Consider the following 22,585-nt stretch of genomic DNA (forward strand, 5'->3'; position numbering starts at 1 on the left):
AAACTATGAAGGTGGCTGACCTTTTATCGACGCGTACGCGGTATATGACCGCGAGCGAGATAAGGGAGTTGCTCAAGTGGTTGACCACCGACGTCATATCTTTCGGTGGAGGTATGCCGGACCCCTCCACCTTCCCTGTGGAGGATATCGCCAAGATCACGGCGTATGTCCTGGAGACGTATCCGCACGCCGCGTTGCAGTACAGCCCCACCGACGGCGTGCCTGAACTACGCAGGGAGCTGGCGAAGTTCGTGGACACATACGCCGGCATAAAGGCCAAGCCGGAGAACGTGTTTATCACGGTGGGGAGCCAGGAGGCGCTTGAGATTATAGGCCGCTTGTTTATAGACCCCGGAGATGTGGTAATTACCGAAAACCCCACATACATCGCAGCGCTTCAGTCGTGGAGGGTCTACCAACCGCGCTTGGTGGGGATCCCCATGGACAGCCAGGGCATGATCGTGGAGAAGCTCGAGGAGGCTGTGAAGAGGCTGAAGGCTGAGGGCGCCAGGATCAAGTACGTCTACACGATCCCCACGGCTCAAAACCCAAGCGGCCTCACCATGAGCCAAGATAGGAGGAAGCACTTGCTGGAGGTGGCCGAGAGGTACGACTTGTTAATTGTCGAGGACGACCCCTATTCCTACTTCCTCTTTGAGCCGATCCAGGTGACTCCCCTCAAGGCGTTGGATAGGTCCGACAGAGTTATCTACCTCTCCACCGCCTCGAAGATCTTTGCGCCGGGCTTCCGCCTGGGCTGGGTTATTGCCAACGAGGAGCTCGTGAGCTGGTTCAACTTGGCGAAGCAGGCTCTCAACATAAACACCACGACGTTTGTACAGTACATATTCATGGAGGGCCTCAGGCGCAACGTCGTGCTGAACAACCTGCCCCGGGTTAGGGAGCTGTATAGGAAGAAGCGCGACGCCATGTTGGCGGCGTTGGAGACCCATATGCCGCCCGGCGTGAGCTGGACGAAGCCCAGCGGCGGCATGTTCATATGGGCCACGGTGCCGCCGCATATAGACACCAGGGAGCTCCTGAAGGTGGCTATCACCAAGTACAGGGTGGCGTTTGTGCCCGGCCACGGCTTCTCCGTGGATCAATCGCTTAGGAACGCCATGAGGCTGAACTTCACCTACCCCACCTTTGAGCAGATCGAGGAGGGGATCCGCCGGCTCTCCATGGCCATCAAAGGCGCATGATTCTACTTGAGGAGGCACTCGCCGTCATAAGGGAGAAGCAGAGGGAGGGCAAGATCCACAGAACGCCGACGCTCCGATCCGAGTCGCTGTCGAGAATAGCCGGAGGCGAGGTGTACCTCAAGCTGGAGGCGTTGCAGAAAACGGGGAGCTTCAAGATAAGGGGGGCCTACTTCGCCATGTACAAGTACATACGGGAGGGGTATAGGGAGTTTGTCACCGCGTCCTCCGGCAACCACGCCCAGGGGGTGGCCTATGCGGCGCAGCTACACGGCGTCAAGGCCACGGTCGTTATGCCTGAGACAACGCCGTGGCTTAAGGTCAAGAAGACGCAGGACTACGGCGCTGCAGTTGTTCTCCACGGGGAGAGCTATTACGAGGCCGAGATAGAGGCGAGAAAGCTCGCCACCGGTGGGGCGAGGTTCCTACACGCATACGACGACTACTACGTGATATCCGGTCAAGCGACCCTCGGCGTTGAGGTCGTGGAGGATCTGCCGGACGTAGACGTCGTTGTGGTCCCGGTGGGAGGCGGCGGTTTGATATCCGGGGTGGCCTACGCGGTAAAGAAGGCGCGGCCGTCCGCCAAGGTGATCGGCGTACAAGCAAGCGGCGCGCCGGCGGTCTACCTCTCCCTCAAGGAGGGTAGGCCCGTCGTGATTGAACGCGTTGACACGATCGCAGACGGCATAGCTGTGAAGAAACCCGGCGACATCACGATGAAGATGATCCAGGAGTACGTCGACGATGTGGTGCTGGTAGATGAGAACGAGATCGTAGACGCGCTCTACCTACTCCTCGAGAGAACTAGAGTTGTCGCCGAGGGGGCCGGCGCTGTTTCGGTGGCGGCGCTTATGACCGGCAAAGTCAACGTTAGGGGCAAAAAAGCCGTGGCTGTGATCTCCGGCGGAAACATCGACGCCCCCATCCTCATGCGGGTTCTTATGAAGGCCTTGGCGAGGCAGAGACGCGTGGTGAAGCTGGTGGGCGAGGTCCCCGACAGACCCGGCACGTTGGCTAAAGCCTCGTCTCTACTCGCCGCACACAACGTGAACATTCTCGAGGTCTACCACGAGCGTTATGACCCAGAGCAGAGGCCCAACTACGTCCGCCTGGTGTTTGTGGTAGAGGTGCCGGGGACGTTGGATATGTCGAAGCTCCTCGACGAGTTGGAGAGACACGCCTTCTACTTCAGCGTAGAGAAAAGTTAAATAGAGAGGTGGCGTAGAGCCCTCGGTGAAGACGAGGCTCCTCTATCAGGAGGACTCCTACCTGAGGGAGTTCAACGCCACCGTCTTGGAGTTGTCGGGAAACGAGGTGGTGTTGGACCAGACCGCGTTTCACGACGGCACCGGCGGTGTGCAGGCGGACACGGGGGTGCTCTACTACGGCGGCGAGAGCTACGCCGCAACCGCGGTGCACAAGGGGGGCGAGGTTGTCCACGTCCTTGACAGAAGCCCATCTTTTAAGCCGGGCGAAGCTGTGAGGGGGGTGGTGGACTGGGACAAGAGGTATAGGAAGATGCGTCTACACACGGCGGCCCATATACTTTCCGCGGTTCTCTACAGGAGACACAACGCGTTGATCACGGGCGGCGATATAACGCCGGAATACGCCAGAGACGACTTCAACGTGGAGGGGGACATGGCCACCGTAAAACGGATCTTCGAGGAGGCCGTAGCCGAGGCTAACGAGATAGCGAGGAGGGGCATAGAGGTTAAGGTGTACTGGCTACCCAGGGAGGAGGCTCTGAAGATCCCGGGCGTCGTAAAACTCGCCGAGAAGATGCCCCCAGAGGTTCCCCGGCTGAGGATAGTTGAGATCCCGGGCGTCGATATACAAGCCGACGGCGGACCCCACGTGAGAAACACATCAGAGATAGGCACAATCAAGATTTTGAAGGTGGAGAACAGGGGGAGGGGCAAGAAGAGGATATACTACACGGTGGAGTAGTGCTCCTTGGGGAGATCTCCATCGCCGTATTTATCGGGGTTTTATTCGCCTACTTCCTCGACCGCGTCGGCTTCCCATCCTTCCTCGGCTTCTTCCTCGCGGGGGCCCTTGTGGGGAAACTCGCCGGGGTGGCGCTCCCCGAGATTTACATACAGCTTCTCCTGTCTCTTGTGGCGTTTGAGGTGGGGCGGCAGCTGGGGGCCGGCGGCTTCTCACCCGCGGCCTTTTTCGCCGTAATCATTGAGGCGTCTCTCATCGTGAGCTTCACCACGCTTATCTACAAACTCGCCGGCTTGACGCTGGGAGACGCCCTGGTGGCCAGCGTCGTTATGCTCAGCTCCTCAAGCCTCCTCACCACAAAGCTGGTTTCCGGCCTCCCCAGCGAGGCCAGGTCCGTGGCGCTGTCTCTCACCTCGCTGGAGGACGCCGTCCTCTTCTTCACCCTTAGCCTCCTCCTCGGCGGCACAAACCTCGGGAACCTGCCCATCAGCCTCGTCATGCTTGTGGCGCTGGCCGCCGTTGCGCTGGCGCTCTTCAAGTTCTTCTATAGATATATCGTGGGCCGCGACTACGCTCTGCCCTTCGCGTTAGCTACAGCCTTCGCGCTCGTCTACATCGTACAGTCTTTGCACATAGCATCTCCCTTCCTCGGCGCCTTCATAGGAGGCTACCTTTTCTCAAAGGCAGATGTACACGGGGTTCACACGAGGGAGGCCGCCGCGCTCTCCAACTTGATAATCTATATCTACATGCTGGCCCTGGGGGTATCCATCCCCGCAGCCGCCGTAGATCCGTTGCTTCTCGCCTTGAGCATCTCCGCGGCTCTCCTCGCGGTGTTTATCAGAGCCGCCGCGGTGTTTACAAGCTCGTGGCTGGTCACGGGAAAGCCCTCCCTCTCCGTAGACGTCTCCCTAGCCACAGCGCATATCTCGGAGATCTCTATCACGATCCCCATCCTGGCCTACCAACTCGGCGTTATCAAAAACGCCGAGCTGGCGCTGGCGCTCGCCATAGCTCCGGTCATCACCCTCTTCTTAGCCCCCTGGGCTTGGGGGCGTAGAGGCGCCTTGGAGAGGTTCGTAAGCCGCCGCGTGGGGGAGCTCAAAACGGCCGTGGCGTATGAGAAGCTCTATAGAGTTCTTACACACGCCTTCTTGGCCGTGGCGAAGTTGGCTATCTTGTCCGTCGCCACGGCGCTGGCGATAGCCTACCTCTGGCCGGCGTCGCCGGTACTTCTCGTCCTTACGCTTCCGTTTATGGTGAAGTACTCAAGAGCCATGTACAGGGATCTCCTCATAGCGCTTAGAGAGGTGGGCAAGGCGCGTGCGGCTAGCATTGTGGTGGTTACGTCGGTGTTTGCACTGTCCATGTACGTGGCCTTTGCCCTGGTGGTTAAAATCGCGGAGGTGCACCTCTACACATCTCTGTTGGTGGCCGCCGTTCTGCTCTACAATCTATTTGCCGTGTTGAGGGCTACACGCAGATCTGATAATCCGGTTTAGCTCCTCCAAGACAACCCTATAGAAGCCGTCTTCAACTACGCCGGGGAGCTCGGCACATTTCGCCAAGCCCTCCTGGAAGGATCTAGCAAGGCGGTAGTCCAGGCCCGTGACGCTGTCTGGATCCACCTCAACCTCCGGCGCTATAAGCGACATGAGCGCGATGTGGTAGGCGTGTAGCCTAGCCGCTTTCTCCAGCTCCTCGGCCACATATTCGGCGTCGGCGAGAGAAAAAGCCTTAGCCCTATGCACCTCCACAAGCGCCTTCCTCACCTCCTCCGGGTTTTTCCTCCTTAGAACCTCCACTATGTCCACCGCCCGGTGCACCACACTGCTTTAAATACAAAACGCGGCTGGCCGCGCCGTCTTGTCATATCTGTAGCACCTGCTCAGGTTTTTATGTCTCCAGGCGATGTCTAACGTGGTGCTTGTCCGCGTCGGCGACCGCGACATACGCGTGGACACCGTGGAGGATCTAGAGAAGCTTTGTAGCTCTCTTAAGGAGCTACTACAGGGGGAGTGCCAGTACCACTCGTGGTATATACGGATACCGCCCGAGAGATTGCTGGCCCTCCTCAGGAAGGCCTACGTAAAATACACACAAGGCGTTGTAAGCGTCGGAGATGTGATCTCCGAGTATCTAGAGGAGAACAAGCTGTCCAAGAGCCTCGCCAGAACCATCACGCCGACTCTCAGCTCCCTGGGCCTTGCCTCCTCCGGGCGCTTCACCTCATCCGCGGTGGAGGTGGGGAGGTTGCTGTACGAGGGGAGGAGCTCAGACGCTAGGGAGAGGCTACGCGCCCTCGCTCTCAAGAACTGCGTCTTGAAGGAGATCCTAGAGAGGATAAACGACTGTGCGGAGCTTGAGAAAGCGACAGAGACCGTCTTGGCGTCGTATGGGAAAAGCGTGAGATTCGACGAGTTGAAATACACTGTGGAGTTGCTCAAGATGGTTTCGCCCAGGTGTAGGGAGTGCGACCTCAGATGCGCGACGGCCGAGACGATCTACGCCTGCGGCGAGAGGATTATCCAGCTGGCCGCCCCCCACATAAGAGAGCTATTTGAGAAACTAGACATATCGCTACTCCCGGAGCACCTCAACTACGTCAATGCCGAGCCCTCCACCTACCTGCTCAGCGTTAAGGGGACGGCGAAGCAGATAGGCCTTATCTTGCTGGGCCCACCTGTGGAGGGGGCTGACCTCCAGCAGATGAAAAACGCCTTGGCGAGGCTTGACGAGAGGGTGGTGGAGGGGGTCTACGAGGTGTATATAAAGATACTGCCGATTCTCGAGGGGGACGAGCGGTGTAAATCAGTGAAGTTCCTCGTGGAGGTCGTCCGAGGCGACTTGGAGAGAGTTTCCAAGTTCGTAAAGCCTAGCTTCTGATCACGTGGGTTGTTTCAAAAGTCCTCACCGCAAACAGCTTCCCCCTCACGTAGGCTCTCACCTCCACATATGGGGCAAGCCCCGAGGTGGCGATCTTCTGGCCAAGTACTGAGTCCACTTGGAAGATGCCCGTCTCGTTGGACATGTAGACGTTTATCGCGAGAGGTCTTGAGTCGTTGGGGGCCAGCTCCACCCGCTCAATGGCTAGAGCGCTCAAGGCGTGTATGTCGGATTTGCCTATCCTATACGGTATCCTCGCCCGGCCGCTTGACATGTCGGTGCCGTCTGCAATCTTCGCACAAGCCGCCTCAAAGGTGAGACACGTGTAGGCCTCGTCGTGACAGAAGACCGCATGCATAACCTCCTGCTTCAACATGTACCTCTTCTCGCCGTCGCCGTATACCTTCGACAAGATCTTCTCGGCGAGTTTGTCCACGAGCATGGCGGAGTATATCGGGTGGTGGGTCCTATGCACAGAGTTGCCGATGTCGTGTAGATAAGCCCCCATCAATGTGACAACTATCGAGTCTTCCACGTCGCCGACGCCGTCGGCCACCACGCTTGGCTTAAAGCCCCTCTCCGTGAAGATCTTGTATATCGCCAGAGCGCTACCTGCCACAATTCTGGAGTGCACAGGGCCGTGGTCGTTGTACCTCAGCCTCTGGACCGCGAAGACGTTCGCCATCTTCAGATACGCCTGGGTTTCTACGTCTGTGGTAAGAAGCTCCCAGATCTTCCTAACCCTCTCGCTGTGGGGCATCACCTGCTCTATCAACTTAACGCCGACTTCGTAAGTCACCGCCGTTTGCACATAGAGGCTCGCCTTGCATATTTATATACATTCCCGTTTGTCCGCCCGTAGAGGGGCTTTCTCCATGTCAACGCCCTCGGGCTGGTCGTTGCGGCCGCGGCGGTTTGTTTATTAAGGGGTCTTTTACGGCCTCACATGTACATAACTGTGTTTATAACCGCCCCAGACCGAGACAGCGGTCGGAAGATAGCGCGGCACCTATTGGAAAGGCGTCTAGCCGCCTGCGTCAACATGACCCCGGTGAGTTCTATGTACTGGTGGGAGGGGAAGATAGAGGAGGCTGACGAGGTGCTCCTCGTGGTGAAGACCACCACGGATAAGTTGGATCAGTTGGTCAAAGAGGCGAAGGCAGTCCACCCCTACCAGGTGCCGGAGGTCATCGCGGTGCCCGTCGTAGGGGGTCTCGCAGAGTACCTAGACTGGGTTAGGAGGGAGACCCATGCCTAGCGTGCTCTGGATACTCTTCGACGGCGGCGGCGATAGGCCTACAGGCGGGAAGACGCCCTTTTACGTCGCCTTTAAGCCCGTGATCGACTACTTCACCTCGCTCGGCTCCTGCGGCATTCTCGACCCCATTTCGCCGGGGGTGCGCCCTGGCTCAGACACGGCGCATCTAGCCCTATTCGGCTACGACCCCTATAGGTACTACACGGGGCGGGGAGCCTTCGAGGCGCTTGGGGCCGGGGTTGATCTAAGGCCGGGGGATGTGGCCTTTAGGACAAACCTGGCCACTGTGGACGAGTCGGGGGTAGTGGTGGACCGGAGGGCCGGCCGGTACATAGCGCCGGAGGAGGCTAGGGCTGTGGAGAGGCTCATGGCCTCCATCGGCGAGGAGGTGGGTAAGGCGTACGGGGTGGAGGTGCTGTATAGATCCACGGTTGAGCACAGGGGGGTGTTGGTGCTCCGAGGCCCCGTGAGCCACAAGGTCAGCGACACGGATCCGCACAAGGTCGGCGAGAGGATACACATGTCGGAGCCGCTGGACGGTAGCAAGGAGGCGGCGCTTACCGCGCAGGTGGTGAACGAAATCACGAGGAGGTTCTCGGCGGCGGCCGAGGGACTTGAGGTCAACAAGGCGAGGAAGGCCAGCGGAAGGCCGCCTATAAACGCCATACTGCTCAGGGGCGGGGGCTATATGCCGCAGATAGAGCCTGTAAAAGAGCGGTACAAGGTGAGGGCGGCCGCCATCGCTGGGGTTGCGCTTATTAGGGGCGTGGCACGCGCCGTGGGGATGGACGTCTACACCGCCCCCGGCCTCGGCGGAACCAAAGACGACGTCTTCGACGAGGCTGTGAAACTCGCCGTGGAGCTCATGTCGCGGTACGACGTCGTCTTCCTACACGTGAAGGGGACCGACAGCACGGCTCACGACGGGGATTTCAGAGGAAAGGTCTCTGTGATAGAGAGGTTGGACAAGGCGCTGTCTCCCTATGTGGACAAGATCGCCGGGAACTACCTAGTAGTGACCTCGGACCACGCCACCCCGGTCTCCATAAGAGAGCACACGGGGGAGCCCGTGCCATTCCTCCTCTACGGCCCCGACGTCGTGACAGACGACGTGGGTAAGTTCTCGGAGCTGACCTGCTGGAGGGGGGCGCTGGGTAGGCTGAGGGGGATAGACGTGATGCCGACGTTGAGCAGCTACCTGGGGCTGGCGGAGAAATTCGGCGAGTAGACGCCGTTATATAAACCTCAGGGTTAGCCTCTGGGAGAGCCTAGCAAGCAGGTGCTGCGCCACGGCCAGCTTTTTCCTCTTCACAGCGTCGTCTCTTTTCAGCGGAATGTCGGGATAGAAGCCGGATATGTCCACCTCCCTCGCCCCCATGTAGTAGGCGAGGTAGACGGCCCTATCGCCGTCTGTAAAACCGGAGACGTTGAAGGTGCACCCCACGGGCCACGTCTGAACTGTGTAGACCCGCCGCCCCGGCCCAACTCTCCAGAAGTTGTCCCCATGTACGTGGACAACCTGTGTCTTCCCCAGCTGGACCGCCTCTGGGTCGAAATCTAGGTCGCTCACCACCACGTCTGCCCTCACGCCGCGCCGCATCAGCTTCTTAGCCGTGTACCCCTCCACGGCCACAACCACGGTGCCGTCTACCACCCGTTCAAACGGAGGCATATACACGGCGGGCTTCCCCCAGTCGAAGTCCCGCAGGACCTCGATAGAGACGCCGCCCAGCCTACTCGCCGCCGCGGCCGCCTCGCCGTCTCTGTGGAAAGACAGCTCCGGCAACAGGGCCTTCACCAGGGTCATCACGTACCTCCACTCCCCAGGCTCGTATATAACCGGCTTACAGCTCACCGTTTGCCCACAAGCGTTCACCATTTAAGAGATCTCCTCCTCGCCCGCACCTCCGCCGGCAGCCCGGCCGCTTCCAACGTGGGGATACGACGACCCACCAGGGATCTTGCAACAGCGCCGCTAACGTCCTTCGATATAGGACATGTGTTTTGCCGAAGGCGGATATCACCCCTTAAGCACGACCTCAACTTCCCTCTCCCTGAGGAACTCCACCACCTCTGCTCGTGCCGGGTTTTTCACGTTTTTCCTAAACACGACGACGCGTCTGACGGGAGTTGTGTGTTTGTAGAACGCCGTTTTCACGTGTTGAAGCGTCGTCTCTAGGTACTTCGGGAGGATGTGGCCGAGCTCCACCTCCCCGTTGAGGGCGGAGTCGGCCACCGTGGAGTAGTGTAGGTCGCCCACGACCATCGTGGTGGCGCCGGCGCCGAGCTCCCTCCCCAGAACCTCCTCCAACGCTTGCACGAGCACGCCCACGGCCCTTCTATCTCTCCACTCGGCCTCCGTGCTCCCCACCTCTACGAAGGTGGCCGAGGCGGCCGAGGTGTTTGGGGGGTGGTGGGTGGCCTCGAATGCGCATTTAAACGGCTCCTCGGCGTGTCTACATAGGGCTCTAAATATGGCGGTGGCAAGCGGCGGGTTGGCCACAGAGACGTCGGGCCAGCTACCCGGCGTGTGGACTGTGAACATGGGCCTGGGGTTAGCCATTTCATGTCTCGATATAAATATGGCGTATTTCCCCAAGGAGAGGAGCAGATCCTCTCTGTTGAAGTCCGTGGGCTCCCCCTTGTGAACCACGGCGGGCCACTCGCCGAACTTCCTCACCTCTATCTCTCCCCTTGTCTCGACGAGGGGCATCTCGGGGACGAGCTCTAGGAATGTGCGGGAGACGGGGTCCCCCAGCGATAGGACAACTACGTACACGCTGGGGCAGGGGTGCAACTATTTAAAAGTAGCACGGGGTGCGGCATATGGAAGAAAAAGCCGTGTCTCTCCTGAGCAAGCTCATCTCGATACCTACCGTGAATCCCCCCGGTGAGAACTACGCCCAGTTTGTAGACGCCGCCGAGAGGTACTTCAAATCTCTGGGTCTCGACACGGAGGTTTTGGAGGTCCCGAGGTCGGAGGTGGCGAGCAGATGTCCAGAGTGCGCAGACCACCCCCGGTACATACTGTTGGCTAGGCTGGGGGAGCCGAAGATACACTTCAACGGCCACTACGACGTCGTTCCTCCGGGTCCGCAGGAGAGCTGGAAAATCACAAAGCCCTTTGAACCCCTCTACAGAGATGGGAGACTATACGGCAGAGGCGCCGTGGATATGAAGGGGGGGATCACGTCGATTATGCTGGCCGTTGAGAGAGCTACGGCGGCCGGGCTGAAGAACTTCGAGGTGTCTCTGGTGCCAGATGAGGAGATAGGCGGTGAGACGGGCGCCGGCTACCTAGCCCGCTCCGGCAAGGTCAAAGCGCCGTGGGTCATCATCGCCGAGGGCTCGGGAGAGGACAACATATGGATCGGCCACAGAGGCCTCGTCTGGTTCATGGTGGAGGTCTACGGCAAGCAGACCCACGGCTCAACCCCCTGGCTTGGCCTAAACGCCTTCGAAGGAGCGGTCTACATCGCGCATAGGCTTCAGGAGTACATAAGAGCGGTCTCCACTAGAGCCAGCAGGTACGAGTACGACGACCCGCGGGGGGCGACGCCCACGGTCACAATAGGCGGCGAGGTGAGGGGGTCCGTGAAAACCAACGTGGTCCCAGGCTACTTCGCCTTTTCCGTAGACAGGAGGGTTATACCCGAGGAAAACGTCGAAGATGTGAAACGAGAGTTCATCTCGTTCATAGAGAGGGTCGCCAGAGACATACCGCATAAGGTGGAGGTGAAGGTCACAAACGTCTCCGAGGCCGCCCTCGTCGAGCCCAGCCACCCGTTGGTCGAGACGCTGGCGTCGGCTGTCGAGAAGGTAATCGGTAGAAGGCCTAGGAGGACGGTGTGTATTGGCGGGTTAGACGCAAGGTTTTTCATAAAGGCTGGGCTACCGACGGTCACATACGGGCCGGGGCCTATAGGGATGGCCCACGCGCCTGATGAATACGTCGAAGTTAGACAGGTGGTCAACGTGGCCGAGGCGTACCTCAACCTCATCAAGAGCGTAAACGCAAAAGGTTAGGAGCTCCGCCGAGCGCTGTAGAAAGCCCTGAGATCCTCCTCCTCCAGCCTATAGGGAACGCGCGGCCTCCCCACGGGCATTATGTAGAGGGGGGTCTCCTCCGGCGGTAGCCCCAGCGCCTCAGCCACAGCCCCGTCGTCGAAGGCCCCCACGGCTACTGTGCCTAACCCCAGCGCGACGGCTTGGAGGTAGAGGTTCTGGCCGGCGTGGCCCACGTCCATCGGCACATAGCGGACGCGCCCCCTCTCGCCGTATACCCTGGCGGTCCTCTGGTAGACGGCGGCGATGACGATCGAAAGAGGGGCGGCAAGCACCCAGTCTTGCTCGAGCGCGGCGCGGTAGAGAGCCTCTCTGAAGTCGCCCCTCCTACGCAACACCAGGCTGTGTCTATACACGTCGTAGTGGTACACGCCGGCTTCTAGAAACCCCCCTCCGTAGGCCACCCCCCTCTCTCCAACCACCGCGTAGATCTCCAATGGGTACAAAGCGCCGGCGCTTGGCGCAGTTCTAAAGCCGTGTCTCACCTCGGAAATGCCGTAGGTAGCCCATAACAACTGCCCGAGCTCCTCCAGCGTGATGGGGTCGTCGCTAAACTCTCTCACAGACCTCCTGTTCGCCAAGGCCTCCTCTAGCGATATAGAGCCGCGTAGACGGGGGAAGGGGAGCAACACCTCGTACAATCCTCCACGGGCCGCCTTTCTCACGTCTCTTTGGGCAGTATCTAGATATATCAGTGCCGCCGATATAGACGCCGCCGCGACGCCCGCTACCAACCTCCCGAGGGGGGTCGCGGTTAGGAACTTTATAAAGTCCCTTCTGCGCATATATATGTCCAGGGTAGCCACTATAAGCGTTTTTATCCTAGATGTCACAGCAACACTGGCCGCGCTCTTTGGCCTGCTCACGGCGGTTTCGGGCCTCTGCTTAACGAAGCCCGAGGTTGTGGCAGAGGCGACGATGGGGGTGTTCAGCTCCTACGCCATCTGCTCTAAGCTACACCTCGGGTGGGTCTCCATTACGGCTATCGTTCTGTCGGTGATCCACGGGACGGCTGGGTTCTACATCTGGCTTCTGAGAACAGGCCGAGATTGGCCGTGGATTTGGGCTCTTGGCTTAGTTCTATCGATCTGGTTTATATATGTCTACGCGGCATAGCGCCGTGGGGCTTGGCCAAAGCTGGCATTACGTCAGAGAGGCGTATAGGAGGATCTGGAGGGCATACGAGAGGGCAAACCTCGTCGCTACTCTAGGCGGGGTCGATCGGTGGCGTAGAGAGGCTGTCTCCCTGTACTACAGAAGATTTGGAGAGAGCCCTCTTAAGGTTGTCGACGCCGGCGCCGGCCCCGGCAACATGGCCCGTTGTCTAAAAGGCATTCGATACGTCGTCGCCCTCGATGCAACTCCAGAGATGCTAAGCCTCAACGCGGAGGCCGATGAAAAAATCGTTGGGATTTTTGAACAGATGCCGTTTAGAGATGGGAGCTTCGACCTCTTGGTCGCCGGCTATTCGCTACACGCCTCGATAGACATTGAGCGGGCAACGGCTGAGTTCGCCAGAGTAGCGAAGCATCAAGTGGTGGTGTCTATAGGTAAGCCGGACAACAAGCTGGCTAGGAGGCTACTGCTCCTATATACAAAACACGTCTTGCCCTGGCTAGTGTGCCTCTTCACGCCTAGAGATGTCTGCCTGGAGTACAAGAAGATACATACAATAGTGCAAGCGCTGCCTACCAACTCTAAGCTCAGAGAGGTCGTGGAGAGGTACGCGGAGGTGATCGACTTCCGCGTGAGAGCTTGGGGGGCCGTCTACCTATATCTGGCCTCTAGCCGCCTATCTTCCACACAGCAACGTAGATAGGAAAATATCTCAGATAGCGCCTCTCCAGCCGGAAGCCGGCCGCTTTAAGCGTCTGCTCAACGCCCCTCCAACTCAAGACGTGTTTTGCGCCAAGCGCCGCCATCATGGCCACAAACCCGGGCATGGTCTCCACCACTTGCTGGCCAACCAACAGTCTGCCGCCGCTGGCGAGGGCCGACGCTACACATGACAGCTCCATAACGGGGTCCACTAGCCAGTTAAGCGTAAACAACATCAAAACCGCAGACACGCCCTCCGGCGCATATCTCCTCACGGCTTTAGCCGCGTCGCATATATTGGGCGCGCTGAAGATGCAGATGCCCCTGACGCATTCCTCGGGCTTTGCCTTTAACACGGTTGCCGCAAGCTCGACATTCTCCCTCTTGTAGTCCGACGCTATGTAGAGCTTTGGCCTATGTAGCTCAAACACCGAGAGGGCTACAGCCCCGTCTTTCGCCACGGGTTCGTATATGGTGTCGAAACGTCTCACGTCTACCACGTCTAGAAAGGTCCGCCTAATGGCTCTGCACCAACCGGAGGTGGGCACAGCCGAGGCGAGTATCTTTACGACTTCTCCGGCTTTGTTCAACGCCAGGTTTACAGCTCCAACTCTGTCAAGAGACTCATGTAGCTCTACAAACTCAAGCGCGTAGCTATTTGTGGGGTAGCCAGGCCTCTCGACCTTCTTTCTGACGCGGCCGTCTTCCCCAACGTAACCCCTAATCTTCAGCGAGATGTAGAGGGCGCGTGCAAAAACGCTTTCTCTTATCGAGGAGAGGCCAAGCTCCTTGAATATCTCCTCCCACCACTTCACCGCGTACCAATCGCTCCACATCAAGGTCTTCTTCAGCTGGCCCACGCCGCCGACGGCTTCTACGAAAGTCCTGTAGCGACGCGCAGCGTTTATCTCCTCAAAAAACCTCATGTGCAGACAACGACGCCTGCGTCTTTGAGCCTGGTCATCAACGGCCGTAGCTCTCTGGGAATACGGCCGCTCTGAATAGCCTCAAGCACCGCGTGTTGGATAGTCTGAGGCAGAAGGCCAAACCTCTCCCAGTCCCTAATCTCGCAGTCAAAAACCGCGTCGTTGTCGATGTGGATAGTAAAGACGTGCCCGTTTGGGCACCTGACCTCGGCCTCGCCGTCGTCTATAGACTTGACCTCAGGCCTAAACTCAACGCCACATATGGGACATCTCGCAACCTGAAGATACACAGAGAACTCTCTCCCGCTCTATATAACCGATTTGGTCTACCCCGCTTTAAATACTAGAAGGAGAGCTTGTATACATTGTAGAAGTAGTCAGGTCTGTAGAAGCCGACGTCTATGGAGTCTAGGCGCCCCTCCCCGGTGGCTATGGTCACATATCTACCGCCGAGTCTTCTAGCTTCACATATGGCACTTTCTACGGCGTCTCGCAACGCGGATGGCGCGGCGAGCCACAGGTGGTCAATGTTGAAGTTCCACCGGTTTAGATATAGGACGTATCTAGCGTCTGCGCCAGAGGAGAGGATTACGTGGTCTGGACTAGCCTCGGGCTGGCCGTCGGGCGGCCTATCGAGATATATGCCTGTGGCGCAGGGTCTCGACGTGGAGTAGATGTGTAGGGAACCCCTCATCTGTGCCAGATCCCTATCTACCGTGTTTGGGGTTATCAGGATCTTTGTGCCCCTCATCGTGGTTAAAAAGTCGAGCTTCTTCAGCTGCTTCATTATGGCTATGTAGGCCTCCTCCAGCCTCGGCTTTTCAGACGACCACCTTGCCTTCAGCACGCACCCCTCCGCTAGCTTGTAGAGCGGGAAGAGCTCCACAAGCGGCTTGGCCCAGAAAAGCCTCTGCCTCCCCAGATGTCTATACCAGTTGGTGAATTCGTCTGGCGTAAACGGCTCTAGGCAGACCATTAGGAAAATAGAGAATTACGCCGTGTAACCAACTTCTCGAGTTCGGAGACCGCCGAAAGCAACAGGCCGTAGTCTTTGCTAGAGAGTGCCGAGAGCATGGTGTTCATCTTGTCGAAAATGACGGCGTCTATCTGCTCGATGTCTTTCTTAGATGAGATCTTCCCAGAGGGAGATTTGACCTTCACGGCAATCATATTCACGGCCTTGAGGGCGCGGCCGAGCTCCTCGACGTTGTCAGAGTTGAGCATCCGCTTGCGTATCTCAGTCTCAAGCTCCTTCAGCCCCTTGTAGATCATTTGCCTAATCTTAGGCTCGTCTTCTACGCTCTTGTAGCCTGGGTAGACAAAGAAGCGAGGGGCCACGAACCCCGCGTTAAGTTCCATTTAAATATCTTTTTCGCCTGTCCCTAGGCTGTTGCGCCTAGGGACTTCCTCCTCGCCCACGCCGTCATAGGTATCCAAGATACCTCGGGCGTGGGGTCATCGGGCATGGGGCCGGGCGACACACGGCCCTCCTCGAGTACCTCCAACGCTCTTCTTTCAATGTTTATCACCGCCGCCACATCCCTCCCCCCTTCCCACCCGCAGTTGGGGCAGAGGAGGTGCCTCGGGGCAGAGCCCCTCACCAACCTCCTCCCGCACCGCGGGCAGGAGGAGGAGGTTCCCCGTGGGTTTACTTTCACCACGGGGATCCCCCTCTCCCTAGCCTTACGTATAATCTCTTTCAACATACCTCTAAATGACGCCTTATATATTTTATCTCTGAGCTTTGGATCATCTATTTTTGATATCATATTTTTGGTGCATCCCTTGGCAAATTTTCAACTGCAATTGCGGCGCCGAGGCGCTCTGCCTCTTTGACGATGAGGTTGGCGATCTTTCTCCTAATATCACTCTTCTTGCTCAATTCATTCCTCTTAAGTGCGCGGCTTGTATAGCGGTTGCCTTTGACGGACTGCATAACCTCTCGCCTGCTGTTGTAACCGAGCGTGATGCCTCTGATTCTCGTCTCAAACATAAACACCTTGTTGCCGATCTTCACCGTCACGTTGTTCTCGTTGAGGTCAACGGCGACGACGCCCTTCGCCAGCTTCTCTTCTATCTCTTTCTCAAACACAAAGTAAACGTATACTACTCTCCTCTTTTCGTCCAGCTTGAGCTTCGGCTGTGACTTCAGCCTCCACCCGCCGTTGATGTGCTTCCAGAACTGCTTGGTCGGCCGCAGCGGTATCGTTATCCGACCTCTGTGCGTCGCCACCCTTACCGCCGTGTATCCGTCGGGCGCCCAGAGACGGTCGTCGAGCCATACGGATACCTTCCTCACCTCCGGCCTCTCGGTCCTCGCCTTGCCTTCTCGCTTCAGTGCGAGGAAGCTCTTTATGCGTTGGGAAGCGTCCTGCGCCGCCGTGTAGATGTAGTGAGAGGGGAGGTCTGGATGTCTTCTGCGTAGCTCTTCATACAGAGCTTTGCGGAGCGAGACGTGCCCAGTCACGCCGTGTTTAAAGCCGTATTCGACGAACTGGATGACGAGCTCCTTATACTTCTCCTCCAGCTCCTTTAGGAGGTTTATCTTGCGCCAGCTGAGTCGGGCGCTGGGGACAACGACGGCGTGCGTCAGAACGTCTTTCTTCACGTCTTTATTCTCAGCGTTTTTGTTCTTCTTGCGCCTCCGGCTACGCTTCTTCCGTCCGCTTCCCTCTATACTATCCCCTGTTTCCATAATAAAATATAGTCCGCCGCACTGCGTTTTTCAGTATAACTCCTGTATGGCGCGCCGTTTTTCGCCGAGGTGTTTTCAGTAATTTTCAGCGAGTCCGCCGAAGCCGCTGAGAATTCCTGAAAAGACTACGCCGTTAGAAAGCGCGCTATACAGGAGGAATCCTGTAAAAAGTCCGCTTTTGGAGCCAAGCGCCGTAGTGTCTGCTGGGTTGTAGATGCCGCTCAAGCGACGGTAGGCAAGCGAAACAGCGAAAACGCCGCTCCAAACTTCACGCTGAGTTGTAGACGGCGTGTATAGCTGGGTTATAGGCGGCACATTTGAACCGAAGACACAGCGGAACCGCCGACTGACCTTGGGTTATAGATGGCGTAGTTTCGTCAGAATTTGTGTCGTATATAACCCAACGTGTTTATCCAGTCCGGCGGGGTCTGCTGGGTTATAGACGGCGCATATTCGGCGCCGCTGTCCGCTGGATGACGTCAGCTATAATACAATTTTTACGTGAGGTATGTTGGGGTTGAGCCGATAGGGACTCTTTACGGCTGGAGGGGTAGCGCGTATTTGTACATCGGCGTCTACTCCACGGCCGGCGGCTCGCCGCTGAAGTACCTCTACGTCCAGATAAGGAGGGGGAGAAAGCAGACCGTCTACCTCGGGCCAGCCGCGGAGGCGGTTAAGGTCATCGCCGCGGCGGCTGGGAAAATCGCCGTCGAGGCCGGCATCGATATGGAGAGGGTAGAGGGGTGGCTGAGGGCGCGGCTCAGAGAGGCAATAGAAAGAGGCGCGCTGGGCGATGCGCCGGCGGCGCTCCAGCTCCTCAGGGGCAGGGGCGTGGACGACGTAATCGCCTTTCTAGAGGAGGTGGCGATGGACATCGAGGCCGAATACGGAAAGCGGGCGGCCGAGTGGATACGGACGCGCTGGCGGCGGCTGCTGGATCAGCTCTGGCGGCTTGCGCCAGATGCGGGGTAGAATGGTCTTACTGAAAGGTTGACATTAGAGGGGTCTGTCGAAATAGAGCTCAAAATCAGTGTTAGAGATGCGCTGTTAGACTGGATCGTGAGCCAACGCAAAGCGTTGCAGATCTCGCTTGACGAAGGCTACGCCGCCGTAAGCGACGGCACAAACGGCGTGTTGATCAGATACGAAGTACGCGGCGACAAAGTCGTCCTTAAGTCGCTCGTTAAATAAGCCGCAACGAGGTAGGACGCCGAGGCGGACATCAGAATTTTTCCATGGAACCCAAGGGTTGGCAGGAAAAAATCGTTGGTTGTATTTCTGAAGGAGGGTGGAGGTCATGTCCGGAGGATGTAAGACAAATGTTCGACACGATTAGTTTGGAACATATGGACGAGTATGCACAAGAGGGGTGCAGGGAAACATTGTGCCTAGCTATTACAAGAATTATCGTCAGCGATAAAAGATTGACTTTGCTGTTTCACTCCCTCAAAAAGGTGCTTGAGCTTCCGCTACCTGAGCTGAGGAGGCAGGTTCGCAGGATGGGCAACTTTAACTATTTATTAGTTAAGATTTTTCCGTGGAGCTCAAGGAGTGGCAAGAAAAAATCGTAAGTTGTATTTCTGAAGGCGGTTGGCAGTCCTGTCCTCAGGAGGTGAGGCAATTGTTTGATGAAATTAATCTGGCGCATATGGATAAATATGCACAAGAGCGGTGTGATGAGAAAAATTGCTGTGTTCTCGTTTCTGCCGCCATTATTGAAGATACTAAGCTAATCCTTTTGAAATATACTGGATGCAAATCCCCCAAAGGTTCTTTGGAAGAGATGAGGAAACATATCGAGGAGCTGAGGAGGAAGGCTTGTGAAAACAGTTACCACTACACCGCCATAGTAATAAGCAACGAGAGGTCTAGGCTGTCTGTAAGCACAGACTGGCTGTCCTGCGATATTATACGTAATGACGCCGTCTGTGAAGAAAGAAATGGGATAAAGATCTGCCGCCAGGAGAGGACCTTCGACTACATCGACGCTAACTACGAGGAGGTCATCGTGACGCCAGAGTTACTACGGCACAACCTTCCGCTGAGGGTATATGAAGATCTGGCCCTCGAACGTGTAGGCGCAGTCAACAGTTTGACCAACCTCTACACTCCCGACATAAACGCGATATACGATGCGCTTAAGTGGCTCGTAGAGTTGGCCTTTGCTGAAATTGGGATTGCGGTCTACTGGGAAGATGATGCCTTTTTTATACCTGCAAACCATGCCAGCAGATTAGGAGAGGTCGTCGTCACGCGCAAAATACACAGCATATTATCTAGATATATACCATCAGAGGTGGACGGCAATCGGATTAAATTCGAATTTGGGCACATTACCATATCGAAAGACAGCTTTGATAATTATTTATGCAAATTCTCGAAGTTCGATATATCGAGACTCAACGGCGTCCTAAAGCCGTTTAAAGACGCATACTACGGCACAATTAACAGCCTCAAGAGAGTCGACGTGCGGATGAAGATTGACACCTATGTCGTAGAGATTCACAACACATATCCTTTGGCGCTTACCATACCGGTGACTATCAATATCGATGGAGAAGAGAGGACGTACGTGCTCACAGCGAAGGTGGCAGAAAACCACTTTTACGCCGACGGGCAGACCGAGGCGATTGTCAGGCACATGGGGAGCGCTGTTGTGCGCATAAAGTTTGCTATACCCGGTGTATACAAGTTCAGCCACGTGCCACATGGAAAAGATGATGATCTAACTAACACCATCATAATTAGGCAGCTGATTAGATCCACGCCTATCGATGCGCAACACATCATCAACAATTGGGGTAGCATTGTTGATGCAGTTTATGCGTTCGGCAGAATAGAGGTTCCGGTCGTGTTAGAGATTGAGGGCAGTATTGAAGATACACTGCGCAAATGGATTAAAGATAGTAGAGCAAACCAGATGAAATTTGACGGCAATACCGTCTTAGTTGGCACTGGGAATCGCAGCGTATTGATTAGATATGAGGTACACGGGAACAAGGTCATTCTTAAATCGTTTGAAAAACCTTGAATTTTTTACCACGGCTGTTCTGCCAATGCCTGCGGGATCAGTTATGGCGATCTTTGGCGTTGTGATGTTATCAGATACTTTATGTGAATAATAATATAGCAAATAGAGGTTGAAGGTAGCGTTGAGGAATTATCACTGAATCGTTTGGGTTATCCCAACCTCCATTTTTTAAAGCCATTGTCGTAGTCGACTGGGGATGTAGTGGCAGGTCGTGAGGAGCAGAATACCCCAGAGGCGGGCGTAGTTTCTTTATGAATCTCAAAGATTGGCAGAGGAAGTTGGTGGAGTGCATCGCCGCTGGCGGATGGAGGTCATGTTCGGAAGAGGTGAGGCAGATGTTTGACGAGGTGGGGCTGGCGCACTTGGATAAATATGCGTGGGAGGGGTGCAGGGGCAGTTTGTGTCAAGCTGTGACACATATCTTCCTTGCTGACACCAGAATGACTCTGAAAGTGCACCTGCTTCGAAAAATGCGGGAGCTCCCACTGCCTGAGCTGAGGACGCAACTGCGTAAGAATTATGAGCACCACCGCTACGTAGTTATTGGATATGACGGCAACAAGCTGTTCGTAAACCTGGCTACATCGCTAGATCCGATCGTCAAGAGGGAGGAGTGTACGGAAAGGGGCGACATCGAGATATGCCGCGCCGAGAGGGATTTTGGTTACATCGACCTCGATTTCGAGGAGGTCATCGTAACTCCGGAGGTGGTGAAACGCGGCCTCCCGCTGAGGGTGCAGGGCGATCTTGTACTGGGATATATACGGAAAGTTAATGACCTGGCCGCCATTTACCTTCGCACCAGAACAGCCACCATTGAGGCCGCGCTACGCGCCATTGTGGAGCTTGCGTTTGCAGAGGCCGGAATCGCCTTTGAGCTAGAACCTGAAGGGCGGTACATAATACGCGTGCGCGACACAAACGAATGGGACACGTATGCCATTGCCCACATTCTACACAACACCATATCTAGGTATGTGCCGGCAAAGCTTGAAGAAAACCGCATTAGGTTGGAGTTCGGGCGGATAGAGGTAACCATCGGCTCTTACAATCACTACGCGTGCACCATCGAGGTATTCAACGATATGTCGCGGCTCAACGGCATTATGAAAACGTTCGCCGACGCATACTACAACGCAATTAACAACCTTCAAAGAGTTGATGCATAGATGAGAATCGGCAATCACTTCGTGGAGATCCGGAACACATATCCTCTATCGATGGTCATCCCGGTTGTGCTTGAAATTGGCGGCGTTAAGCGGACGTATCTGCTTACGGCGATGATGAGGGAGGGCCACTTTTATGCGGATGAGAAGACCGAAGCTGTTATATCGCATCCCGAACATGGAACTACCCGCATAAGGTTTGTCGTACCGGGGCTGTACCGATTTGGGCATGTACCACACGAAAGTTCCTATCGGCTCAGCCGATGCCGCCAAGCGGACAGCGGTGCCATCTACAACCCAACAGACTCTAATGGGCTGGATAAACACATTGGGTTGTAGATGACGCAAATTCCGGCGTATTTATGCCGTCTATAACCCAGCAGTTCTGGCGTGTCTTCAGTTCAAACGTACCGCCTATAACCCAATGACCTGCCGCCCATGGGCTACAGAGCAACTACGCCGAAGCGCCATCTACAACCCAGCGGAGGCCGCTGTGCGGTACCTGCAACTGGCACTCCTCACTAATCTAACTTCGACTGTCGATGTCCCTCTGTTAGCGCCTTGAAGTAATGAACACATGCGTTGTGCCTCCTCGTAGGCGCTGGCTAAGGTAGCAGGCAGACAACAGTACGCTCCGCCGTGTACAACGTACAAACGGGGGAATATAGACTTCGTTGAAAAATGTACAATACGTTAGGCATAGTCAATGAAAAATATACGAAACAGTAACATGTTGAATAACCGAAAACTATAAGTAGGCGGTGGAGGAGACGCGCTATGAAGAAACCTCCTGTGCCGTTGCTCCAGGGGGGCGTAAGAGCAGACGGCAGAGCCCCCGACCAGATGAGGGAGGTTCAGATCTCCGTGGGCGTCATCAGCAATGCTGACGGATCCGCGATGGTTCCCCACTACGCACATGAACGCCTCTGAGAGCAAGATCGTCGGATGGGTAGACCACTTCGACTACTATGGCCCCCTCGAGGACCCCTCTATTCTAGAGGAGCCGAAGTACCTAACGGCGTCGGTGATCTTGTCGCAATCCGAGGCCGGTTTTCAACACGCCGTGAGGGGCTGGAGCAGGTTCGGAACTCCCGAGGTCGTGGAGGCGGTCTACGCCTACGTTATACAGATGAGGAGGGGGGTGCTCGACAGGTGGGGCCTCCTCCAGAAGCTACTTAACCTGCTTCCACGTGCGACAGTGGGAGACATCCTCGCCCTACAGAGGGTCCTAAAGCTGGGTCTCGGCATAACCACGTGCGACCTCGGCCTCGTGGTGTTGTCCTACGTGCAGGTCGCCGGCGGGCCGCCGCCTCGGCGGCCCCCCACGGCGTTGTTTGAACTAAGAGAAAGCGACGCCGTCTTGTACGTGACGAGGAACAACAGCGGAGCCGGCGTCTACGATGGGGAGACCATGTGTGTCTTGCCCATGTCGGAGGTGGAGCCTCGGCACCCCCTCTACGAGGCCTATACAGCAGGATTCAGGATCTACACAGAGGGTTTCCCCTCCCAGGGGGATCTATGCGTCGTGCACAGGAAACTCGGCTTGAGGTGTAGAGAGCTCGCCTAAGGTCTCGCCTTAAGGAGG

At 56.5% G+C, this 22,585-nt stretch carries 26 protein-coding genes and 1 pseudogene; 16 read left to right on the top strand and 11 right to left on the bottom strand.

All coding sequences use genetic code 11. The features are described 5' to 3' along the window. The first annotated feature begins 5 nt into the window (after positions 1–5). The 4 genes from TNEU_RS07400 to TNEU_RS07415 are packed head-to-tail and all read left to right on the top strand — an operon-like array spanning position 6 to position 4,657. On the top strand, positions 6–1,205 hold the full coding sequence (locus TNEU_RS07400; protein ID WP_148682402.1) for an aminotransferase-like domain-containing protein: 1,200 nt from the start codon (positions 6–8) through the stop codon (positions 1,203–1,205). Beyond that, complete coding sequence (gene ilvA, locus TNEU_RS07405) at positions 1,202–2,413, top strand: threonine ammonia-lyase (RefSeq protein ID WP_012350811.1); 1,212 nt, start codon at positions 1,202–1,204, stop codon at positions 2,411–2,413. The genes TNEU_RS07400 and ilvA overlap by 4 nt, the downstream gene beginning before the upstream one ends. Positions 2,414–2,438: 25 nt before the next feature. After that, complete coding sequence (gene alaXM / locus TNEU_RS07410) at positions 2,439–3,155, top strand: alanyl-tRNA editing protein AlaXM (protein WP_012350812.1); 717 nt, start codon at positions 2,439–2,441, stop codon at positions 3,153–3,155. After that, positions 3,155–4,657 (top strand): cation:proton antiporter, encoded by a 1,503-nt coding sequence (locus TNEU_RS07415; protein ID WP_012350813.1) that lies wholly within the window; start codon positions 3,155–3,157, stop codon positions 4,655–4,657. The genes alaXM and TNEU_RS07415 overlap by 1 nt, the downstream gene beginning before the upstream one ends. On the opposite strand, the gene TNEU_RS07420 is transcribed toward TNEU_RS07415, so the two are convergent. Further along, complete coding sequence (locus TNEU_RS07420) at positions 4,610–4,984, bottom strand: hypothetical protein (RefSeq protein ID WP_012350814.1); 375 nt, start codon at positions 4,982–4,984, stop codon at positions 4,610–4,612. The two genes, TNEU_RS07415 and TNEU_RS07420, sit on opposite strands and share 48 nt — an antisense overlap. A gap of 82 nt (positions 4,985–5,066) precedes the next feature. On the opposite strand from TNEU_RS07420, the gene TNEU_RS07425 reads away from it, so the two are divergent. Beyond that, entirely contained in the window at positions 5,067–6,041 is a 975-nt protein-coding gene (locus TNEU_RS07425) for a hypothetical protein (RefSeq protein WP_012350815.1), read from the top strand. Here the strand turns inward: TNEU_RS07425 and TNEU_RS07430 are convergent. Then, positions 6,031–6,801 (bottom strand): HD domain-containing protein, encoded by a 771-nt coding sequence (locus tag TNEU_RS07430; RefSeq protein ID WP_148682516.1) that lies wholly within the window; start codon positions 6,799–6,801, stop codon positions 6,031–6,033. The two genes, TNEU_RS07425 and TNEU_RS07430, sit on opposite strands and share 11 nt — an antisense overlap. A gap of 186 nt (positions 6,802–6,987) precedes the next feature. Here TNEU_RS07430 and cutA point away from each other — a divergent pair, with 186 nt between their 5' ends. Both cutA and TNEU_RS07440 read left to right on the top strand, forming a co-directional pair. Then, on the top strand, positions 6,988–7,299 hold the full coding sequence (gene cutA, locus TNEU_RS07435; protein WP_012350817.1) for a divalent-cation tolerance protein CutA: 312 nt from the start codon (positions 6,988–6,990) through the stop codon (positions 7,297–7,299). After that, positions 7,292–8,527, top strand: a complete 1,236-nt coding sequence (locus tag TNEU_RS07440) for a 2,3-bisphosphoglycerate-independent phosphoglycerate mutase (protein WP_012350818.1) — start codon at positions 7,292–7,294, stop codon at positions 8,525–8,527. Before cutA ends, TNEU_RS07440 begins: the two co-directional genes overlap by 8 nt. A 6-nt stretch (positions 8,528–8,533) precedes the next feature. Here the strand turns inward: TNEU_RS07440 and TNEU_RS07445 are convergent, their stop codons facing one another. Then, positions 8,534–9,154 carry a hypothetical protein gene (locus TNEU_RS07445; RefSeq protein WP_148682404.1) on the bottom strand — a complete coding sequence of 207 codons (621 nt, stop codon included), beginning with the start codon at positions 9,152–9,154 and terminating at the stop codon, positions 8,534–8,536. A gap of 165 nt (positions 9,155–9,319) precedes the next feature. Continuing rightward, on the bottom strand, positions 9,320–10,078 hold the full coding sequence (locus TNEU_RS07450; RefSeq protein WP_012350820.1) for a D-aminoacyl-tRNA deacylase: 759 nt from the start codon (positions 10,076–10,078) through the stop codon (positions 9,320–9,322). Between the two features lie 47 nt (positions 10,079–10,125). On the opposite strand from TNEU_RS07450, the gene TNEU_RS07455 reads away from it, so the two are divergent. Continuing rightward, the gene (locus tag TNEU_RS07455; protein ID WP_012350821.1) at positions 10,126–11,325 is read left to right on the top strand and encodes a M20 family metallopeptidase; all 1,200 of its coding nucleotides are present in this window, start codon (positions 10,126–10,128) and stop codon (positions 11,323–11,325) included. Here the strand turns inward: TNEU_RS07455 and TNEU_RS07460 are convergent. Further along, entirely contained in the window at positions 11,322–12,149 is an 828-nt protein-coding gene (locus TNEU_RS07460; RefSeq protein WP_148682405.1) for a SagB/ThcOx family dehydrogenase, read from the bottom strand. The two genes, TNEU_RS07455 and TNEU_RS07460, sit on opposite strands and share 4 nt — an antisense overlap. A gap of 4 nt (positions 12,150–12,153) precedes the next feature. Here TNEU_RS07460 and TNEU_RS07465 point away from each other — a divergent pair, with 4 nt between their 5' ends. Next, positions 12,154–12,480 (top strand): hypothetical protein, encoded by a 327-nt coding sequence (locus tag TNEU_RS07465; RefSeq protein ID WP_012350823.1) that lies wholly within the window; start codon positions 12,154–12,156, stop codon positions 12,478–12,480. Between the two features lie 4 nt (positions 12,481–12,484). Continuing rightward, complete coding sequence (locus tag TNEU_RS07470; RefSeq protein ID WP_148682406.1) at positions 12,485–13,183, top strand: class I SAM-dependent methyltransferase; 699 nt, start codon at positions 12,485–12,487, stop codon at positions 13,181–13,183. On the opposite strand, the gene TNEU_RS07475 is transcribed toward TNEU_RS07470, so the two are convergent. The 6 genes from TNEU_RS07475 to TNEU_RS07495 are packed head-to-tail and all read right to left on the bottom strand — an operon-like array spanning position 13,149 to position 16,803. Further along, entirely contained in the window at positions 13,149–14,108 is a 960-nt protein-coding gene (locus tag TNEU_RS07475; RefSeq protein WP_012350825.1) for a hypothetical protein, read from the bottom strand. The two genes, TNEU_RS07470 and TNEU_RS07475, sit on opposite strands and share 35 nt — an antisense overlap. After that, a complete protein-coding gene (locus TNEU_RS07480) occupies positions 14,105–14,398 on the bottom strand; it encodes a hypothetical protein (RefSeq protein WP_012350826.1) in 294 nt (97 codons plus the stop codon). Before TNEU_RS07480 ends, TNEU_RS07475 begins: the two co-directional genes overlap by 4 nt. 53 nt (positions 14,399–14,451) lie before the next feature. Then, a complete protein-coding gene (locus TNEU_RS07485) occupies positions 14,452–15,084 on the bottom strand; it encodes a hypothetical protein (RefSeq protein WP_012350827.1) in 633 nt (210 codons plus the stop codon). Next, on the bottom strand, positions 15,084–15,446 hold the full coding sequence (locus TNEU_RS07490) for a hypothetical protein (RefSeq protein WP_148682407.1): 363 nt from the start codon (positions 15,444–15,446) through the stop codon (positions 15,084–15,086). Before TNEU_RS07490 ends, TNEU_RS07485 begins: the two co-directional genes overlap by 1 nt. Positions 15,447–15,490: 44 nt before the next feature. Further along, the gene (locus tag TNEU_RS10455) at positions 15,491–15,877 is read right to left on the bottom strand and encodes a transposase (RefSeq protein ID WP_245521951.1); all 387 of its coding nucleotides are present in this window, start codon (positions 15,875–15,877) and stop codon (positions 15,491–15,493) included. Continuing rightward, positions 15,874–16,803, bottom strand: coding sequence for a transposase (locus TNEU_RS07495; RefSeq protein ID WP_245521952.1), 930 nt, complete (start codon positions 16,801–16,803; stop codon positions 15,874–15,876). The genes TNEU_RS10455 and TNEU_RS07495 overlap by 4 nt, the downstream gene beginning before the upstream one ends. A gap of 501 nt (positions 16,804–17,304) precedes the next feature. Between TNEU_RS07495 and TNEU_RS07500 the strand changes: the two genes are divergently transcribed. The 6 genes and pseudogenes from TNEU_RS07500 (at position 17,305) to TNEU_RS07520 (ending at position 22,567) form a co-directional block, all read left to right on the top strand. Continuing rightward, positions 17,305–17,775, top strand: coding sequence for a hypothetical protein (locus TNEU_RS07500; RefSeq protein ID WP_012350829.1), 471 nt, complete (start codon positions 17,305–17,307; stop codon positions 17,773–17,775). Positions 17,776–17,862: 87 nt separating this feature from the next. Continuing rightward, positions 17,863–17,994, top strand: coding sequence for a hypothetical protein (locus tag TNEU_RS10490; protein WP_281011707.1), 132 nt, complete (start codon positions 17,863–17,865; stop codon positions 17,992–17,994). Positions 17,995–18,340: 346 nt separating this feature from the next. After that, entirely contained in the window at positions 18,341–19,834 is a 1,494-nt protein-coding gene (locus TNEU_RS07505) for a hypothetical protein (RefSeq protein WP_148682408.1), read from the top strand. Positions 19,835–20,085: 251 nt separating this feature from the next. Further along, positions 20,086–21,003, top strand: coding sequence for a hypothetical protein (locus TNEU_RS07510; protein WP_012350832.1), 918 nt, complete (start codon positions 20,086–20,088; stop codon positions 21,001–21,003). A gap of 774 nt (positions 21,004–21,777) precedes the next feature. Next, positions 21,778–21,915, top strand: a pseudogene (locus tag TNEU_RS07515) (exosome complex exonuclease Rrp41); the annotation flags it as partial. A 1-nt stretch (position 21,916) separates the two neighbouring features. Further along, a complete protein-coding gene (locus tag TNEU_RS07520) occupies positions 21,917–22,567 on the top strand; it encodes a hypothetical protein (protein ID WP_012350835.1) in 651 nt (216 codons plus the stop codon). Positions 22,568–22,585 lie beyond the last annotated feature (18 nt).

The sequence above is a fragment of the Pyrobaculum neutrophilum V24Sta genome (assembly GCF_000019805.1).
In the GTDB taxonomy this organism is placed as follows: domain Archaea; phylum Thermoproteota; class Thermoprotei; order Thermoproteales; family Thermoproteaceae; genus Pyrobaculum; species Pyrobaculum neutrophilum.

Bases quoted from the DNA above. Each gene is read 5' to 3' on its own strand.
- TNEU_RS07400 (WP_148682402.1), top strand. From the start codon at position 6: ATGAAGGTGGCTGACCTTTTATCGACGCGTACGCGGTATATGACCGCG.
- ilvA (WP_012350811.1), top strand. From the start codon at position 1,202: ATGATTCTACTTGAGGAGGCACTCGCCGTCATAAGGGAGAAGCAGAGG.
- TNEU_RS07425 (WP_012350815.1), top strand. From the start codon at position 5,067: ATGTCTAACGTGGTGCTTGTCCGCGTCGGCGACCGCGACATACGCGTG.
- TNEU_RS07430 (WP_148682516.1), bottom strand. From the start codon at position 6,801: ATGCCCCACAGCGAGAGGGTTAGGAAGATCTGGGAGCTTCTTACCACA.
- cutA (WP_012350817.1), top strand. From the start codon at position 6,988: ATGTACATAACTGTGTTTATAACCGCCCCAGACCGAGACAGCGGTCGG.
- TNEU_RS07440 (WP_012350818.1), top strand. From the start codon at position 7,292: ATGCCTAGCGTGCTCTGGATACTCTTCGACGGCGGCGGCGATAGGCCT.
- TNEU_RS07455 (WP_012350821.1), top strand. From the start codon at position 10,126: ATGGAAGAAAAAGCCGTGTCTCTCCTGAGCAAGCTCATCTCGATACCT.
- TNEU_RS07460 (WP_148682405.1), bottom strand. From the start codon at position 12,149: ATGCGCAGAAGGGACTTTATAAAGTTCCTAACCGCGACCCCCCTCGGG.
- TNEU_RS07465 (WP_012350823.1), top strand. From the start codon at position 12,154: ATGTCCAGGGTAGCCACTATAAGCGTTTTTATCCTAGATGTCACAGCA.
- TNEU_RS07475 (WP_012350825.1), bottom strand. From the start codon at position 14,108: ATGAGGTTTTTTGAGGAGATAAACGCTGCGCGTCGCTACAGGACTTTC.
- TNEU_RS07485 (WP_012350827.1), bottom strand. From the start codon at position 15,084: ATGGTCTGCCTAGAGCCGTTTACGCCAGACGAATTCACCAACTGGTAT.
- TNEU_RS10455 (WP_245521951.1), bottom strand. From the start codon at position 15,877: ATGATATCAAAAATAGATGATCCAAAGCTCAGAGATAAAATATATAAG.
- TNEU_RS07495 (WP_245521952.1), bottom strand. From the start codon at position 16,803: ATGGAAACAGGGGATAGTATAGAGGGAAGCGGACGGAAGAAGCGTAGC.
- TNEU_RS07510 (WP_012350832.1), top strand. From the start codon at position 20,086: ATGAATCTCAAAGATTGGCAGAGGAAGTTGGTGGAGTGCATCGCCGCT.
- TNEU_RS07520 (WP_012350835.1), top strand. From the start codon at position 21,917: ATGAACGCCTCTGAGAGCAAGATCGTCGGATGGGTAGACCACTTCGAC.